The sequence below is a fragment of the Flavobacterium sp. CBA20B-1 genome (assembly GCF_028473145.1).
Taxonomy (GTDB): domain Bacteria; phylum Bacteroidota; class Bacteroidia; order Flavobacteriales; family Flavobacteriaceae; genus Flavobacterium.
Map to the genome: position 1 here is coordinate 640,676 of NZ_CP092370.1, position 17,743 is coordinate 658,418.

The 17,743-nt window shown below is 34.6% G+C and carries 17 protein-coding genes; 6 read left to right on the forward strand and 11 right to left on the reverse strand.

Annotation, left to right across the window (positions count from 1 at the left end; translation table 11 throughout):
- Positions 1-66: 66 nt before the first annotated feature.
- Positions 67-939: a lipoyl synthase gene (lipA, locus tag MG290_RS03270; RefSeq protein ID WP_264563174.1), complete on the reverse strand. Its 873-nt coding sequence runs from the start codon at positions 937-939 to the stop codon at positions 67-69.
- A 158-nt stretch (positions 940-1,097) separates the two neighbouring features.
- Between lipA and MG290_RS03275 the strand changes: the two genes are divergently transcribed.
- Both MG290_RS03275 and MG290_RS03280 read left to right on the forward strand, forming a co-directional pair.
- Positions 1,098-1,805, forward strand: a complete 708-nt coding sequence (locus tag MG290_RS03275) for a hypothetical protein (RefSeq protein ID WP_264562482.1) — start codon at positions 1,098-1,100, stop codon at positions 1,803-1,805.
- Between the two features lie 141 nt (positions 1,806-1,946).
- Entirely contained in the window at positions 1,947-3,581 is a 1,635-nt protein-coding gene (locus tag MG290_RS03280; RefSeq protein WP_264562483.1) for an ABC-F family ATP-binding cassette domain-containing protein, read from the forward strand.
- A 42-nt stretch (positions 3,582-3,623) separates the two neighbouring features.
- Here MG290_RS03280 and MG290_RS03285 read toward each other — a convergent pair whose 3' ends face one another.
- Genes MG290_RS03285 through MG290_RS03295 form a run of 3 tightly spaced genes read right to left on the reverse strand, consistent with a single transcriptional unit; the run spans position 3,624 to position 6,792 of the window.
- On the reverse strand, positions 3,624-4,178 hold the full coding sequence (locus MG290_RS03285) for a pseudouridine synthase (RefSeq protein ID WP_264562484.1): 555 nt from the start codon (positions 4,176-4,178) through the stop codon (positions 3,624-3,626).
- Positions 4,178-5,584 (reverse strand): FAD-binding oxidoreductase, encoded by a 1,407-nt coding sequence (locus MG290_RS03290; RefSeq protein WP_264562485.1) that lies wholly within the window; start codon positions 5,582-5,584, stop codon positions 4,178-4,180. The genes MG290_RS03285 and MG290_RS03290 overlap by 1 nt, the downstream gene beginning before the upstream one ends.
- A complete protein-coding gene (locus tag MG290_RS03295) occupies positions 5,584-6,792 on the reverse strand; it encodes an MFS transporter (RefSeq protein ID WP_264562486.1) in 1,209 nt (402 codons plus the stop codon). Before MG290_RS03295 ends, MG290_RS03290 begins: the two co-directional genes overlap by 1 nt.
- 103 nt (positions 6,793-6,895) lie before the next feature.
- On the opposite strand from MG290_RS03295, the gene meaB reads away from it, so the two are divergent.
- The 4 genes from meaB to MG290_RS03315 all read left to right on the forward strand — a co-directional run bounded on the left by meaB (position 6,896) and on the right by MG290_RS03315 (position 10,498).
- Positions 6,896-8,008, forward strand: a complete 1,113-nt coding sequence (meaB, locus tag MG290_RS03300) for a methylmalonyl Co-A mutase-associated GTPase MeaB (protein WP_264562487.1) — start codon at positions 6,896-6,898, stop codon at positions 8,006-8,008.
- A 244-nt stretch (positions 8,009-8,252) separates the two neighbouring features.
- A complete protein-coding gene (locus MG290_RS03305) occupies positions 8,253-8,387 on the forward strand; it encodes a hypothetical protein (RefSeq protein ID WP_264562488.1) in 135 nt (44 codons plus the stop codon).
- A 3-nt stretch (positions 8,388-8,390) separates the two neighbouring features.
- Positions 8,391-9,551, forward strand: coding sequence for an alanine racemase (gene alr, locus MG290_RS03310; RefSeq protein ID WP_264562489.1), 1,161 nt, complete (start codon positions 8,391-8,393; stop codon positions 9,549-9,551).
- Between the two features lie 65 nt (positions 9,552-9,616).
- Positions 9,617-10,498: a hypothetical protein gene (locus MG290_RS03315; RefSeq protein ID WP_264562490.1), complete on the forward strand. Its 882-nt coding sequence runs from the start codon at positions 9,617-9,619 to the stop codon at positions 10,496-10,498.
- Positions 10,499-10,560: 62 nt separating this feature from the next.
- On the opposite strand, the gene MG290_RS03320 is transcribed toward MG290_RS03315, so the two are convergent.
- From MG290_RS03320 to MG290_RS03350, 7 genes are all read right to left on the reverse strand, one after another.
- Positions 10,561-12,432: a hypothetical protein gene (locus MG290_RS03320; protein ID WP_264562491.1), complete on the reverse strand. Its 1,872-nt coding sequence runs from the start codon at positions 12,430-12,432 to the stop codon at positions 10,561-10,563.
- A 12-nt stretch (positions 12,433-12,444) separates the two neighbouring features.
- The gene (locus tag MG290_RS03325; RefSeq protein ID WP_264562492.1) at positions 12,445-13,596 is read right to left on the reverse strand and encodes an ABC transporter ATP-binding protein; all 1,152 of its coding nucleotides are present in this window, start codon (positions 13,594-13,596) and stop codon (positions 12,445-12,447) included.
- A 484-nt stretch (positions 13,597-14,080) separates the two neighbouring features.
- Positions 14,081-15,229 (reverse strand): TlpA disulfide reductase family protein, encoded by a 1,149-nt coding sequence (locus MG290_RS03330; RefSeq protein WP_264562493.1) that lies wholly within the window; start codon positions 15,227-15,229, stop codon positions 14,081-14,083.
- Positions 15,230-15,289: 60 nt separating this feature from the next.
- On the reverse strand, positions 15,290-15,667 hold the full coding sequence (locus MG290_RS03335; protein WP_264562494.1) for a DUF423 domain-containing protein: 378 nt from the start codon (positions 15,665-15,667) through the stop codon (positions 15,290-15,292).
- Positions 15,667-16,596 carry a transglutaminase domain-containing protein gene (locus tag MG290_RS03340; RefSeq protein ID WP_257498717.1) on the reverse strand — a complete coding sequence of 310 codons (930 nt, stop codon included), beginning with the start codon at positions 16,594-16,596 and terminating at the stop codon, positions 15,667-15,669. Before MG290_RS03340 ends, MG290_RS03335 begins: the two co-directional genes overlap by 1 nt.
- Positions 16,597-16,605: 9 nt before the next feature.
- Positions 16,606-17,451 carry a substrate-binding domain-containing protein gene (locus tag MG290_RS03345; RefSeq protein ID WP_264562495.1) on the reverse strand — a complete coding sequence of 282 codons (846 nt, stop codon included), beginning with the start codon at positions 17,449-17,451 and terminating at the stop codon, positions 16,606-16,608.
- A gap of 33 nt (positions 17,452-17,484) precedes the next feature.
- The gene (locus MG290_RS03350) at positions 17,485-17,688 is read right to left on the reverse strand and encodes a hypothetical protein (protein ID WP_264562496.1); all 204 of its coding nucleotides are present in this window, start codon (positions 17,686-17,688) and stop codon (positions 17,485-17,487) included.
- Between the last annotated feature and the right edge of the window lie 55 nt (positions 17,689-17,743).

A 17,743-nucleotide genomic window follows, 5' to 3' on the forward strand; every position in this document is an offset into this window, starting at 1 on the left:
GATAGGTTTAAAATTTATAGTTTAACGTTTCTATCTGTAACTTTAAACCTTAAGCATTAAACTAATTTACAAAATATGTTTTTGTGCTTTATAAGAAGATCGAACCAAAGCACCACTTTCAACATGGCGGAAACCAAGGTTCAATCCAATTTCTTCGTATTTTTTAAACTGATCCGGCGTAATGAATTCTTTCACTGGTAAATGTTTTTTACTAGGCTGTAAATATTGCCCAATTGTTAAAACATCTAAACCAACATTTCGCAAATCGTGCATGGTTTGAATTACTTCATCTTCGGTTTCGCCCAAACCAAGCATAATACCCGATTTGGTTCTTTTAGCTCCGTTTGCTTTTAGGTAACGTAAAACTTCCAAACTACGGTCGTATTTTGCTTGGATACGCACTTCTCGGGTCAATCGGCGAACGGTTTCCATATTGTGCGAAATCACTTCAGGAGCCACTTCCAAAATACGGTCGATATTTCTTTCGATACCTTGAAAATCAGGAATTAATGTTTCCATTGTAGTTCCCGGGCTCATTCTGCGAACCGCCTTAACGGTTTCTGCCCAAATAATGGAACCGCCATCTTTTAAATCGTCGCGGTCAACAGAGGTTAATACGGCATGTTTAATGTTCATTAGTTTAATAGAACGGGCAACTTTTTCAGGTTCGTCCCAATCTACCGTTTCAGGGCGACCGGTTTTTACACCGCAAAATCCGCAAGAACGTGTGCAAATGTTTCCTAAAATCATAAAAGTAGCTGTACCTTCGCCCCAACATTCGCCCATGTTTGGACAACTTCCTGAAGTGCAAATTGTGTTTAGCTTGTATTTATCAACTAAACTTCTTAATTCTGTATATTTTTTTCCGGTTGGTAATTTTACGCGTAACCATTTTGGTTTACCAGTAGCCGGTTTGTTTGTGTCTAAAACCGATTCCATCATTTTGTTCAATTCTAATAAGCAAAGTTAATGAAATTTGATGGTATATAATTGTAAAATGTGCAATTTGTGAAAGCTTGGTTTTGTTAGGATATTTATGTTGCTGAATACTTTGAAAATTAGTAATTTTGCTAGTTAAATTTAAAATTAAATCACTAATGAAGAAATTACTTCTTTTTGCTGCTATAGCAGTTTTTGCATCATGTTCGAGTGATGATAACAATCAAAAAGACCCAATCAATGACTCGCAATCAGAGCCTATCTTAAAAATAGCTAAACAAACTAGTATATATAATGGTGATTTATATTATTATTATGGGGAGAATGGTTATGTAAGCGAAATTAGATCTGTACAGCAAGGAAGCGATATCTTGACTAAATATAACTATAATGGTAATAAAATTATTAATAAGAGATATTATAAGGACGGTCAAGCTAATGGTGGGATGGATTTCTTTTACAATTCTGCAGGTCTAATTAGTGAAACTGTTACGATAGGGATCAATCCTATTGTAAAGGTTAGATACGAATATGATAGTAATAAAGTTTTAATTAAGTCTGAAAATTATTCAAATGATGTATTATCTTTCTCAACACAATATCAGCATATAGGAAACAATTGTACAAGAAAGGATGTAACAATGTCTGATGGAACTATTGTTACTAATATTTATAAATTTGATCTTAATTCTGTACAAACTACTAAATATTCAGAAACACCAGAGATAAAAAAAATATTTACATGGGGCGATAATGTAGTTATTGAAGATACTGGATTGAAATTCGATATTGAATTTAATGCTAAAAAATATCCAGTTAAATTGGCAATTGATGGAGAAGTTATAGGTACTTTCTCATACCATTAATTTTAATAAAACATTATCTCTTAATTGTACAGTTCTAAACAATAATCAGTATACCTAGTAATACAATATTTAAAAGCTAACAAACCGTTAGCTTTTTTTTATCACATCTTATTTTATCTTTGCACAACTTATTTTTATAAAATGATTACAGTAAACGATATTGCCGTAGAATTTGGCGGAACAACACTTTTCAGCGAAGTAACTTTCGCCATTAACGAAACCGATAAAATTGCCCTTATGGGTAAAAATGGTGCGGGAAAATCTACCTTATTGAAAATTGTGGCGGGTGTAAACAAACCTACTCGCGGCAATATTTCGGCACCAAGTGATGCCGTTATTGCCTATTTGCCACAGCATTTATTGACCGAAGATAATTGTACGGTGATGGAAGAAACATCAAAAGCGTTTTCAGGTGTTTTGAATATGAAAAAGGAAATCTACGAAATCAATGAGCAATTGACTGTCCGTACCGATTATGAAAGCGATGAATACATGAAATTGATCGAAAAAGTTTCAGAATTATCTGAAAAATATTATTCGATCGAAGAAGTAAATTACGAAGCAGAAGTAGAAAAAATCTTAAAAGGTTTAGGTTTTGAAAGAGAAGATTTCAATCGCCCTACCAAAGAATTTTCGGGTGGATGGAGAATGCGTATCGAATTGGCTAAAATCTTATTGACAAAACCCGATTTAATTTTGCTTGATGAGCCAACCAACCACTTGGATATGGATAGTATTGAATGGCTGGAAGATTTCTTAATCAATCAGGCAAAAGCCGTAATGGTCATTTCGCACGATAGAGCGTTTGTTGATAACATTACCAACAGAACTATTGAAGTTACCATGGGAAGAATTTACGATTACAAAGCGAAATATTCTCACTATTTGGAATTGCGAAAAGAACGACGCATTCATCAACAAAAAGCTTATGAAGAACAACAAAAGTTTATTGCTGATAACCAAGCGTTTATTGAGCGTTTTCGTGGTACTTTTTCCAAAACAGAACAAGTGCAATCGCGCGTTCGTATGTTAGAAAAAATAGTTCCGATTGAAGTAGATGAAGTAGATAATTCGGCATTGAAGTTGAAATTTCCACCATCGGTTCGTTCAGGTCAATATCCAGTGATTGTGAAAGATTTAGAAAAATCGTATGACGATAAATTGATTTTTAAAGATGCTAATTTAGTGATCGAACGGGGACAAAAAGTAGCTTTCGTAGGTAAAAATGGAGAAGGAAAATCAACCATGATTAAAGCCATTATGAAAGAAATTGAAATCAATGGTGGTTCGGTAGAAATTGGACATAACGCACAAATTGGCTATTTTGCTCAAAACCAAGCCGCATTGTTAGATGAAAACGCGACAATTTTTGAAACGATTGATCGAATAGCCGTTGGTGATGTTCGTACACAAATCAAAAATATTTTGGGTGCATTTATGTTTCAAGGTGATGACATTCAAAAGAAAGTAAAAGTACTTTCGGGTGGCGAAAAAACACGTTTGGCAATGATTAAATTATTGTTGGAACCGGTGAATTTGCTGATTTTAGATGAACCATCGAACCATTTGGATATGAAAACCAAAGACATCATCAAAGATGCGTTGCGCGATTTTGACGGAACGTTGATTTTAGTTTCCCACGACCGTGATTTTCTAGATGGTTTGGCAGAAAAAGTTTTTGAATTTGGAAACAAGCGCGTGAAAGAACATTTTGAAGATATTAAAGGTTTCTTGGCAAACAAAAAAATGGAAAGCTTAAAAGAAATTGAAAGATAACCTAATTGATCCCATCATTATTGGTGGGATTTTTTGTTGCATTTATAGTTGGATTTGCACAACTTCACCTACATTCATTCCTTCCAAAGTCCAATTACCGATACGAATGCGGATTAAACGTAACGTTGGGAAACCAACAGCCGCAGTCATTTTGCGAACCTGACGGAATTTTCCTTGCGTTAATGTAATGGTCAGCCAACTAGTGGGACCGTGACGATCGCTGCGAATGCGGTAACCTTCACCCACATAATCGGGTTTTTTAATAATTGCGGCAAAACATTTTTTGGTGGTTACTCGAACTCCTTTAACTCCAATTTCAACACCTTTTTGCAATTTTTCAATCGCTTCTTCGGTGATAATTCCATCGACCTGAACCACATATTGCTTTTCGTAATGTGCACTGCGAATTTCTTCACTTATTTTGCCATCGGTTGTCAACATTAGCAAACCTTCCGAATTTTCGTCTAACCTGCCAATCGCCATTGTTCCTTCGGGAAAATTGAACAATTCGCCGAGTTTTTTTTTGTTTCGTTTTTTTTCGTAAACAAACTGGGAAATATAACCTGCGGGTTTATAAAGCAAAAAATGTTTATGCATTAATGAGCATATTTTGAAGGAAATATTTTTCCAGGATTCATGATGTTTTTTGGATCGAATATTTTTTTGATTTGATACATTAGATGCAGTTCAACATCAGTAAAAACAATCGACATAAATTCTTTTTGAACCAGACCAATACCGTGTTCGCCCGAAATGGTTCCGTTTAATGATTTTGTTAACTCAAAAATTTCCTTAATTCCTTTTGGAACTTGGTTTTTCCAAGTTTCTTCGGTCATATCTAACTTTACAATGTTTACATGCAAATTTCCATCGCCAGCGTGTCCGTAACAAATACTTTTAAAGCCATATTTCTCACCAATAGCCTTAATTCCCATCAATAATTTTGGCAATTCATAGCGAGGAACCACGGTATCTTCTTCCTTATAAACGGTGTTTTGTTTCACAGCTTCGGCAATGTTTCTGCGCAATTTCCAAAGTGTGTTTTTTTGATCGGTTGTGTCTGCAAAAAGCACTTCGTCCACTTCATACTGTTCAACTACAGCAAGTATTCTTTCCGCTTCATTCATTAATATTTCAGGATAATTACCATCTACTTCAACCAACAGATGTGCTTCGTTTTCGGGTTTTAAGTAAACATCGGGCACTTCAACAAATTTACTGGTCCACAAAATAGCATCGCGCTCCATAAATTCTAACGCACTTGGAACAATTCCTGCCTTAAAAATAGCCGAAACTGCCGCTGCTGCTTGTTCCATCTTAAAAAATGGAATCCATAGCAATACGTTGTGCTGAATAGCTGGTGTCAATTTTAAAACAATTTTTGTAACAATGCCCAAAGTGCCTTCGCTGCCCACCATTAACTGCGTTAAATTGTATCCGGTTGAATTTTTAAGCGTGTTTGCACCCGTCCATATAATTTCTCCATTCGGGAGAACCACTTCTAAATTCAACACATAATCTTTCGTAACGCCGTATTTCACAGCCCGAGCACCACCTGCATTTTCAGCAATATTTCCACCAATAAAACAACTGCCTTTACTGCTTGGATCCACCGGATAAAACAATCCTTTTTCGGCAACGGCTTGTTGCAAAACTTCGGTAATAACAGCAGGTTGTGTAATTACTTGCAGATTTTCTTCATCGATTTTTTCTATTTTATTCAATCGTTCCAACGAAAGTCCGATACCTTTATGAACCGCTAAAATACCGCCACTTAAACCCGTTCTAGCTCCAATTGGAACTACGGGAATAGCGTATTCAAAAGCGATTTTCATTATAGCGCTGATTTCTTCTGTTGAAGCCGGTTTCACCAAAATGGAAGGCGGAAAAACCAAATCTTCGGTATGATCTTTTCCGTATTCGTTCAAGGTTTCCTCATCGGTAAAAACGTATGATGTACCAACAATTTCTATTATTTTATTTTTGATTTCAGTTGTAATCATTATTCAATGTTTTTATAGTTGATTTTCTGCATATTCGGAAGGAAATAAGCAATAACGCCTATTAATGGAAGATACGAACAAATATTGTAAATATGTTCAATAGAAGTTGCATCTGCCCAAAGTCCTAAAACTGCCGATCCTACTCCGCCCATTCCAAATGCAAAACCGTAAAACAAGCCCGAAACCATTCCTAATTTCTTTGGCAATAATTCTTGCGCATAAACCAAAATTGAAGGAAATGCTGATGAAATAATCAAGCCAATGATCACGATTAAAATTCCGGTTAACTGAAAATCTACGTAAGGCAATGCCAAGGTAAACGGAGCTGCACCCAAAACCGAGAACCAAATAACGTATTTCCGACCGAAGCGGTCTCCGAAAATTCCGCCTAACAAGGTGCCAACTGCCACCGAAATCAAGAAATAAAACAAATACACTTGTGCCTGAACTTCGTTCAAACCAAATTTATCCATGGTATAAAACTGAAAATAGCTGGTGATACTGGCCACATAAAAATATTTCGAGAAAATTAATACCAATAAAATAGTAATTGCTGCATTTATTTTAAAAGCAGACAAATCGGGCACTTGAATGACTTTTTTGGTTGATCTTGATGCAATTTTTAATTTGTTTTGATACCACTTGGCAATGTAGCTTAAAATAAATTGAGCCAAAATAGCAAATCCCACAAACCAAAGGATATACAATTGTCCGTTGGGCAATACAATCCATGCAATTAATAACGGAGCCAGAGCTGTTCCGGTGTTTCCGCCGATTTGAAAAACCGATTGTGCAAAACTTCTTCTTCCATTTGATGCCATAAACGCCACGCGTGATGATTCGGGATGAAAAATAGAAGAACCAATACCTACTAAAAATACCGAAACTAAAATCACTTCATAATTCGGCGCAAAAGCAAGCAAAGCAATTCCTGCCATGGTAAAAAACATTCCAAAAATCTGCGAATAGGGTTTAGGATTTTTATCGGTATATGCACCAACAACTGGCTGAAATATCGAAGCTGCCAATTGGTAACATAGTGTAATCATACCCACTTGTGCAAATGACAAATCGTATGCAGCTTCTAACTTTGGGTAAATAGCCGGAATCACTGCTTGCAGTAAATCGTTGAGCAAATGGGCTGCACTTATGGCAAGCAATATGGCATAAACTGGTTTTTGATTTCCAGCTTTGTTTATTACAGACATTTTTTGTGAATTGAAATTACAAATTTACCCAAACACAAACAATCAATAGGCTATTTCAAGAATTTTTTAGAACAATTTTGTAAGTTTGTTAAAACGATTCATCATGCCAAACGAAAAGTTTCCCCAAAAAAAATCTTTACATGAAAAGGATGGAATTGCACAACCCAATCATGTGAATCAAAATTCCATAAAAAACATTCAAAATTTCCGTAAAAAGAAAATAGATGTTGATGTTTTGATTCAAAGATTGATACAAGGCGATATTCCTTCACTAAGTAAGGCAATTACATTGATTGAAAGCACCAATATAGCTCACAAAGAACAAGCAAACCGCATTGTTCAAGCATGTTTGCCCTATGCTAATAATTCCGTTAGAATAGGCATTACTGGTGTTCCAGGAGTTGGCAAAAGTACGTTTATTGAAGCTTTTGGAACCTATTTGACTTCGATAGGAAAAAAAGTTGCGGTATTAGCAGTTGATCCCAGCAGTAGTATTAGTAAAGGCAGTATTTTGGGCGATAAAACCCGAATGGAAGATTTGGTGAAAAATAAAAACGCATTCATTCGCCCATCAGCTTCGGGGGAAAGTTTAGGAGGTGTTTCGAGAAAAACCCGCGAAAGCATTATTTTGTGCGAGGCTGCCGGATTTGATATCATTCTTATAGAAACCGTTGGCGTGGGACAAAGTGAAACAGCCGTACACAGCATGACCGATTTCTTTTTACTTTTAAACCTTGCGGGAGCAGGTGATGAATTACAAGGAATTAAGCGCGGAATCATGGAAATGGCCGATGCCGTAATTATTAATAAAGCCGATGGAGATAACTTAAAACATGCACAAAATGCAAAACTCGATATGAATCGTGCGTTGCATTTATTTCCCTTAAAAGACTCTAAATGGCAACCAAAAGTATTACTCGTTAGCGCCTTTTACAATAAAGGAATTGAAGAGGTTTGGCAACTTTTAGAAGCTTATTTTAAGTTGGTAAAAGCAAATAATTTTTTTGAAGAAAACCGAAATAATCAAAATGCTTATTGGTTAAAAGAAACAATCAATGAGCAATTGCTTTCAAATTTTTATCAAAATACAGAGATTAATCGATATTTAAAAAGCGCAGAGCATGCCGTTCAAAACAATGAAAAATCGCCGTTTACTGCTGCAAATGAACTGTTGGCTTTATACAAAGAACACCGCACATTTAATAAGAACGATTAGTAGCATACTTAAATTTTAATTTTTAGTTAGTGTATAGCTATTTAAAACACTACATTGCTCCGATAGATTTTGCAATCTTTGTGTTATTGAAAATGGCTCAAAGTAGTAGGCTCTTATGTTTGCGCAGCTAGGGTGGCATTTTTTTTATGTGAATGTGGAAAGTCGTAAAGTTAAATCATATTAAGCCCTTACTTTTGAAAATCAAAAAGATTAAAAAACGTTTAAATGGGGCGAAGATTTTGGCTTGTTTACGCAATTGATTCCGGGTGCCATGTTTGGGATTGGTTCGGGCGAAAATTGTCCGGCGCTTCACAATCCCGACTATGATTTTCCAGATGAAATTACCTTAACCGCTTCAAAATGTTTTACAAAATTTTAGAAAATGCACTATAAACCGGAACCGGCTTCCTGGATCGAAATTTCCAAATCAGCTTTAGCACAAAATATAAAATTCATACAAAAATCCATCCCCGAAAAAACCATTTTTTCAGCTGTGGTCAAAGGTGATGCTTATGGTCATGGCATAGAAACCTATGGTCCGCTGGCGTATGAATGCCGCATCCGCCATTTCAGTGTTTACAGTGCGCAAGAAGCCTATCAACTTTTGCAATCGGTGCGTGGTGAATTTGTTTTGATGATCATGGGAACCCTGAACCACCACGAAATGATGTGGGCAATTGAACACAATATTGAATTTTACGTTCCCAATTTCCATTCGTTGGAGAATGTGTTGAATTGTGTAAAAAAATCAAATCTGAATGCAAAAATCCATTTGGAATTTGAAACTGGAATGAATCGAACCGGATTTGCACCGAAAGATTTCAAACCAATTATGTCAAAAATTAACGAAACGTATTTAATCGAAATAAAAGGCGTTTGTACACATTTGGCGGGTTCGGAAAGCATTGCCAATTACAAACGAATCAAAGACCAGATCCAACAATTTCAAAAAATCAAAAAGAAATTTGAGTTGCTGGAAAATCATGCTCCAAAATACCACATTGCTTGTTCGGCAGCCGTTTTGCGTTATCCGAAATATGTTTTTGATATGGTAAGAGTAGGGATTTTACAGTATGGATTTTTCCCAAATAACGAAACCTACGTTCACCATTATTTGCAACATCCCGAAGAACCCAATCCGCTGAAAAGAGTGATTTCATGGAAAAGTAAAGTAATCGAAGTGAAAACAGTAAATGCCGGAGAATTCATCGGTTATGGTACTTCTTTTTATACGAATATTCCGACGAAAATCGCCATCGTTCCGGTTGGATATGCGTATGGATACAGTCGCAAACTGAGCAATCAGGGAAAAGCATTGGTCAATGGATTTCGGGTAGATGTAATCGGAAGTGTGAACATGAATATGCTAACGCTGGACGTGACCAACCTGCCCGATGTGCAAATCGGGGATGAAGTGGTACTGATCGGAAGTCAAGCCGAACAGACAATTTCGTTGGCTTCGTTTAGCGAAAACAGCAACCAGTTGAATTATGAATTATTGGCACGTTTGCCCAAAGACATCAAACGAATCGTGGTGGATTAATTTTCTACATTTTATGATTCATTTTTTCACCGACTTTTTATATTTGCATTTTTAAATTTGTTTCTATGTACCAAAAAATCACTTTATATTTCTTGTGCTTTGCTTTTATTGCCTGCAGCAAATGGAATCCTAACATACAAACGATCGATTTTTCTAAAGATCAAGATTTCAGAATTATCAATGTTTTTAATGAACAGCGATTCAATGAATATTCGGAAAGACTTCCTGACAAGGTATTGCCCATTGCAGAAAGTACGGAACCTTATGCATTTTATTCCTATTTGTCGTTGAAACCAAATAAAGATTTCACGTTTCTTATAGGCAATCATTTCATGCATGGCACTTATAAATTGGTGAATAAAGACGAAATCGTTTTGCAATCCGCTCTTTATGGTGATTTACCTTTAAAAATTTTAAAAGAAGAGGAGGGATGCATTCAAATTCATGGAGATTTTAAAGGTTATAAAAGCGATTTTATGCTTGAATTGGAAGGTAATACCAACTATTACATTAATTTAAGTACCGATTTTGAAAAGCTTGATAAAGAAAATGATATTCGCTCGCTGGCTTTTAACAAATGGCGCTTTCCGGCTATACAAAAAGAAACCAATCAGCAAATAAAAGAACGACTTATTGCCAACTTAAAATACATTGCTGCTTACATGCGTGTGCACATGTATGGTGGCTACGATCTTATTCATACCGATGGTATTCATTCGCCATTTCTCTATGCCCGAAACGGTTTGTTTTTATATGAATGGCAACGCGTGCCTTATTTTTGGAAACATGTTTTTTATGATGAAAAAGATGCTGAAAAAGCATATAAAATGGTACGAAATACATTTAAAGTTGCTGAGGCTCCTGAATTTATCGACAATTGGTTGTTTTATAACGAAAGTTGTTTGCGCGCTGTAATTGCTGAATTAGAAAAACAAGAAGTTAAATAGTATTTTAAAATCAATTATTAAGAAAAAAAGTGAAGCCCAAAAGCTTCACTTTTATTTTGAAATTATTCAGGCACAGCACGCCACTTTTTAATTACAGCAGTGTATAAAAATATAAAAATTAATCCGGCTGCTAACAGTATGTAACTGGTATTCATGTCTAAATCTTCTAACAAAGTAGTACAAGTTCGGGCAGCATAACTATCGTAATAACCAGGCATCTCGCGACAAGCATCGTTTTGGTGCATGCTGATAATGCCTAAAATCAACAACACATACAAAACAAATCCATTAATACTTATATTCATAAAAATAGCAGTAAATAATTTATTTCTGAAGTTTACGAACAGTAATGGAATTAATAAAACGATGGTTGAAATGGCTAACACCAAATATGCTACAAAATATTCTTCATCATTTGAAACGCCCATTGCATACAACAGCGAAATGAGTCCCACCACCAAAGATAACACACCAGCAGTAACTCCTGAAAACAGCACTGCACGCAAATTGGTAACTCTAAAACAAAAAATTAAAGTAGATAAAAAGAAAGCCATCCATATATATACATGAATGCTTCTTGAAACAAAATCTACCGTTTTTACAAGTTCTACGCTTCGCAATAAATAGTTAAGATTACTAATTTCGTAATAATTTTTGCTGAGTTTTTTATAGTAATAATTGCTTAACAAATTTTCATTTTCTGTGGCAACGGCAGCTGAAACAGTAGCTGCTGCATCTTGTGCAACTTCCACTTCTTCATAGGCAGAATTGATTACAACAGCAGCAGAATCAGCAGTGGCAGTGTAATACGTTCTTGGACTTGGTTTTTCTGATGCGATAAAATGTTTCACTTCAAAATCGGTGGGATGATACACCATTTTAAACCAAGTATCTGCTGATAAATCGGTTTTAATTTGATATTTTTTTGAAACTTCTAAAAAATCGTTTAAAATCTTTTTGATTTCCTGTGGATTTTTTCGATTTAAAATACCGGCAAAATCCTTACTAAAATTGTAGTTTTTGTTTGCATTCAGGTTTACTCCGTACATTCCGTTGTAAGTAGGCTCGGGATATTTGTACGAGTTATTGTATCGATCAAAATAATCAACAGTGTTAAAATCAACCGTATAAAATGCTCTCGAAAAATTATAATAGCTGAATTCTGCGCTTTTTACATGAGAAGATACATCAACCACTTCTTTCTTAAAATAATAAAAACAAGTATCTGCCACAATATTTTTGTATGCCAATTCCGTACCTTTTTTATATTCGGCAGCAGGGTATTTAAAATCTCTGTTTACATCGCGTTCAGTAACGGCTACTTCATACAATCGAAAAAATTGATAATTTTTATCTTTTAATGTATAAAAAGGTTCGCTGTAATGAATGTAATTGCTATTGGTTTCGCAATACAAATCCATAAACATTTTTGGATAGGCTTTTTTATCCAACTCAAAATCTTGATACTCGAGCGATAAAAAGGGATAAGCTTTGTTTATTATTGCAACATCTTTTACGAATTCATTATTTGGATAAGCCTGATTAATATATGTTCTGAAACCAAACATATACGAAAAATAAAAGGTAATCGACGCAAAAATAATTACTAGATAGGAAACAAATTGACCGAAAAGTTTCCAATTGCTGGTTGGATAAAAATTCTTGAAACCGTTGTTTTTAAACATATAAACCAACCACCCCACAAGCAAGAGCACCGAAATAATGATGTTTACCAGAATGAATCCGCTGGAAAAAAAGTCATCAATTACACCGCTATTTTGCAAAGAAACGGGATTGTTGTGCGAAACGTATCCAATAAAGAAAAACAGTATGTGTAGCAGCATGCTTAATGCAAGCATCCAAACAATGCGTGTGTTCCAAATAGTTGGATAGCGGTCGATAAGGTATTTATTTATTTTATTGATAAAATTCATAAGAGTGATTTATTAGTTTACAAAAAATCTGCGGGTTGATGCCGATATATCACGGATATATGTAAGTTGAATGTTAGCTGCGCCCAATGCCACGATTGCGTTTGAAAATAGTGTTTCTGCGTTGAAGTATGCAGTATAAACTCCACCGTTAAAAGTAAGTTTTGTTAAAGCAAAATTTTCAAAAATAGATAGTAACTCTTCACGACTGGCCGAAGTGTCAATTTCCATGATTAATGGTTTTTCGGAGTCGTTTTCAGCAGTTGCCAATGGATTGTATTGTCCGTTTTTAAGGAAAATTACTTTATCAGAAATTTTTTCAACCTCGAACAATTGTTGAGAACTTAGAATTAATGCAATGGGGTTATTTACCGAATTACAAATTGCTTTTAGATCTTCCAAAATAATTTGTTGCGCCAACACATCAAGATTTGCCAAAGGTTCGTCTAATAACAAAATTTCGGGTTTTCTCAATAAAGTACGAGCCAATTCAAAACGCATTTTATAGCCCGATGAAAGTTCGCTCCACTTTAAGTGTTTGTAATTCCACAAGCCTAAACGAGCAACCATCAATAAAACCCGGGTTTCAATTTCCTCGGGACGCTCGCCGTAATTAGCCAACACGAAGCGCAAGTTGTCCAGCAAGCTGCCATACCATTTATCGGTTCGTTGTGGAATGTAAATCAATTTAGTCCGCAAGTCGTAATCGCTCTGAATTTTGGTGCTGAATTGATAGCGCAATGTTCCGTTTGTAGGAGCAATTTCTTTCGCCAAAATGCGCAAAAGAGTGGTTTTTCCGTTTCCGTTTTCACCCACTAAGCCAAATACCTGACCTTTTGTAAGGGTTAACGAAACCGGACCCAAAGAAAATTTCTGTGAACCATAGCTTTTCGTAAGGTCATTAGCTTCTAACACCAATTCGTTTGCTGTATGGGGTTCCACATGAATTTGCGCTATTTTTTCTAGTAATTCTTTTGCTTTAGCACTAAAAGCTTCGATTTCCTTTGGGTTTTTCTCTTTCCAATCAGTGAGCGCAATTGCATCTTGATAAATATGCATGTTTTGCGTATCCATCGCACAATCTAACAATTTTCTAAAGCCTAAGAAAGTGTCTTTATTGACAAAAAAGTGTACTGCCTCTTGTACACGTTGTTGGTGACTAGTCATTTATGTATTTTTTTTGTAAATGTATAAATATCTTTTAGATAGCGGTGGAAAAACATATAAATATTTACGCTCCGCATAATGATAAGATTTAGTGTAGGTTCATTTAATTTCGTTCAGCTTATTATAAAAAACGAAATTATCTTTGTAGTTATTGTATTTATTGGTGAACTCATTTAAACTTTTGTGGTAATAGAATACATGAAAAATTCAATAAACTACAGAAACATAACTCTCCTGACTTAATTCATAGACAAAACTTTAGGAACACATAGTTTTTAAGCGTCGCTTAAAAAACTACGTGTACTTATGCACATTCCAAAGTCTATATTTTCTGCGAATCTATGTGGTTAAATAATTAATTATCATTTAATTACACATTATTTATTTGGCAATAAAAAGTTTAAATCACTTCGGTTAGTTGAATCATATAAACAAAAAAAGTCGGTAACAATATACCGACCTTTTCTAATATTTTCACAATAAATTATTTTAAAATTTCTGCGATTTTTGCTTCCAATTCTGCTCCTCTTAAATCTTTTGCTACGATTGTTCCGTTTGCATCTAAGATAAATGTTGCAGGAATTGATTCAACAGCATATTCTTTCGCAATTGGATCTTCCCAAAATTTTAAGTTTGATACATGCATCCAAGCTAATTTATCATCGGCAATTGCTTTCATCCAAGCTTCTTTTTCTTTGTCTAATGAAACACCAATTATTTTTAAACCTTTGTCTTTATATTTGTTGTAAAGTGCTACCACGTTTGGATTTTCTTTACGACAAGGTCCACACCATGAAGCCCAAAAATCAATGATTGTTGCCTTACCTAAATTGGCCATTAACGATTCTGTTTTACCATCAGGTGTTGTTGCAGAAAAGTCTGGTGCTTTTTGCCCAACAGCTACTTTTTGCTGTTTTGCTTGCATTTCTTTTTGGTTTGTTTCCATCTTTTTCAAGTTTTCGGCAAACTCTTTCCCTTTTTTCGTTTCTTTAACCGATGCATCTAAATCGTTGAAATATTTACTGATTTCTTCTGACTTTAATGCATCAGACATTGCCAATTGCGACAACAACAATAATGAAATATAAGAATCTTTATTGGTAGTGATGAATTTTTTGTTTTGATCTACATATTTGTCTTGAATTTTCGTCATTTGATCCATTAAAGACTTCATAGTTGCTTGATCGCCTTTTTGCTGCGCTTCCATGAATTTAGCTTGGTTTTGCTTTTGAAAATCCATTATTTCAGTCTGAATTTTGTAAGCTTCTTCGTTATATGATGCAAGTAAATCGTTATTTTTAGTACCTTTTACTCTTGCATCTTCTGGTTTTGCTTTATCAAAAGTAAATTTAATGTCTCCATTTTCAACTACAAAAGGAAACATAAATTCTTGAGTTTTTCCTAACTCAATAAAATATAAATCGGTTTCGGGTGTTTTTTCGCTTTTATATTCAAAAACACCACCTTTAATTTCGGTTGAATCAATCTTTGTAAATCCGTTTTCGTCTTGTTTATTAATATAAACTTTTGTTCCGTCTTCCAAACCTTTTACTTCACCTTTAATCGTGTATCCGTCTTTATTACAAGAAACTAAAGCTGCTGCAGTAAAAGCAAGTGCAAATAATTTTTTCATTTAAAATAGTTAATTTAATTCTGTGTAAATGTATAAAATTTAATGTTAATAAAAATAAAATTAATTTATAGAGTTTAAAATTAGCAAAACCCAAGCTGTTAGTAGCATTAATCCTCCAATCGGCGTAATGGGTCCAAGTATTTTAACTTTTTTATTCCATGCACTGCTTATGCAAAGTGCATAAATACTAAAACTAAATAAAACAATTCCGAAAGTTAATGAATAGTATAACAAGGTTTGCAATTTTGTGATATAATTAAGGTTGAAACCTACAATTATTAACAAAATAGCATGATACATTTGATATTTCACACCTGTTTCAAAGTTATTTAGTTGCTCCTTGTTAAAAATCTTTTTTAAAGCATGTGCACCAAAGGCTCCGAAAATAATTCCTAAAGCGCCAAAAACAGCACCGGTTGTTATAAATATATTGGTCATTAGTTCAAGGTTAATTCTCCTAAAATTTCTTCACTCATAAAAGGTCCGCCTGGATATTTTGCGGTATAATCTAAATTTAACCACACTTGCCCGCGTTCATCTATATGGTAATGTATCGTTTTTCCTTTTGATTCTTTTACAAACAGAACTTCTTTAATTAAATACACAATGTTTTCTAAATCGGCTTTTGTTCCAATAAGCATTTCGGGATACATGTGTTCTTTTGTGTGTATTAATCGCGGAGTTCCACCAATTGCCCGTATAGATGCCGCCATTAAAATAGAGTGATCGTCGCAATCGCCCGAAAAATGCTGTAATGATTCAGAAGCAGTGGCAATATATTCCCGGTTTTTAGGATCGTTTACATAGTTCCATTTGTCTTGAATTTCTTTAAAAATGGCAAAACATTGAATAATTTGTCGGTATTCTTTGTATCCTTTGATATTTCTAAAATGTTTAGCAGTTGCACCCACTGCAAAGTTGCGCACTTTGGGATTATCGTATTCTATTGCCTTAATAATTTTTGATTTGTTGGGAAAAGGCAACAGTTTTGATACAATAATGTCTTGTGGATTGGGGTTGTCGCTCATGGCATAAATCATGGAACGGTAATCTTCGAAAACCGATTTAAAACCGTAACCTGTCGATAAAGTGCCAAATAAAAGTACCAGTAAATAGGTAATTATCGCAAAGAACAAAAAACGTTTAATGTAATGCAAAACATACGTTACAACTGCTGTAATTACTACGAATAATAAAATGCGGTCTAAGTGTATGGGCCATTCTGGATCGATTAAATTTTGATGCAGAATAATGAAAACCGGTATTAAAGTTAAAATAGTCAACAATAAAATTATAATAGTATCCCAAGGCTTAGGTAGGCTAAGCTTATTTAGAGTACGCAATAATTTGATGTTGGCTATTTTCATTAACTATTTTTAAACAACAACTTCAGAATAACTCAATGGTTGGTTTATAATTTTAAACTGTATTAAATCGGCAATAATTTGATTAAATTGCGTTTCTGTTGGTTTTTTTTGCGACCATTTGGTTATTTGCAACCATTGCTGAATATCTTCTAATTTTTGGTTGAAAACACTTGCCAAGGTTTTATCGATACTCGGTATCATTTTAAACTCGGCCGTGGTTTGATTTATGGTTTCTATCAAATTGTTTACCAAAGCTTTGTTTTGGTTGTAAAAATCTTTGCGGGCAACAATCATAAAACATGGCCAGGGAGTGGGGCACACACCAATTCTTCTAAAAACACCTTGATAAACAATGGGTTGCGTCATAAAACGATCCCACATAAAATAATCGGCTGTGTTGTTGGTTAATGCTTCAACAGCACCGCTTAAGGTGTTAATTATTTCGAATGACAGGGAATCGAAACTCCATTTTTGATTGGCTGCATTCACATAAGTCATCAATTCAGAACCAGAACCATAGCGTGAAATGGCTGCCTTTTTTCCATACAAATCATCAACCGTATGGTAATTGCTCTTCGCATTTACGTGAATTCCCCATTGCAAAGGCGACTGCACGTAGGTTTGCAAAATAACCGACTCGTTTCCATTGGCAATGTCTTTTAAAATTCCTTCGGTTAAAATCACGGCTAAATCGGTTTCATTTTTGCGCAACATTTTACACATTTTTCCTGTGCCTTCGGGTATATCTGTCCATTGTAAATCAATACCTATTTCATTAAACATTCCTTCATCAATCGATAATTGCCAAGGAAAATTAAAATGTTCGGGTACGCCAACAATTCTAACGGTTTTCATAAAAAGTTGTAATTAAAAATTTAAGTAAATGTACTATTTTAATTTATTATTTAGCACGGTAATCAAGGTTTGATATTTCGATAGCTCAACCAATTCCTCGTTATTTGTGGTAGAATCAATTAAAGAATCGATTAATTCTTGAATTTTTGAAATTCGGTTTTTTGCAAGCAACGGTTGTTTGGTGGCAATGGCATCGATAATTTCTTGTGTAAGTTGATGTAAATCAGATATCTTCAAAATTGTTAATTTTATTCTTACAAAAATAAGCTTTCTATATAGTTTATGTATATTT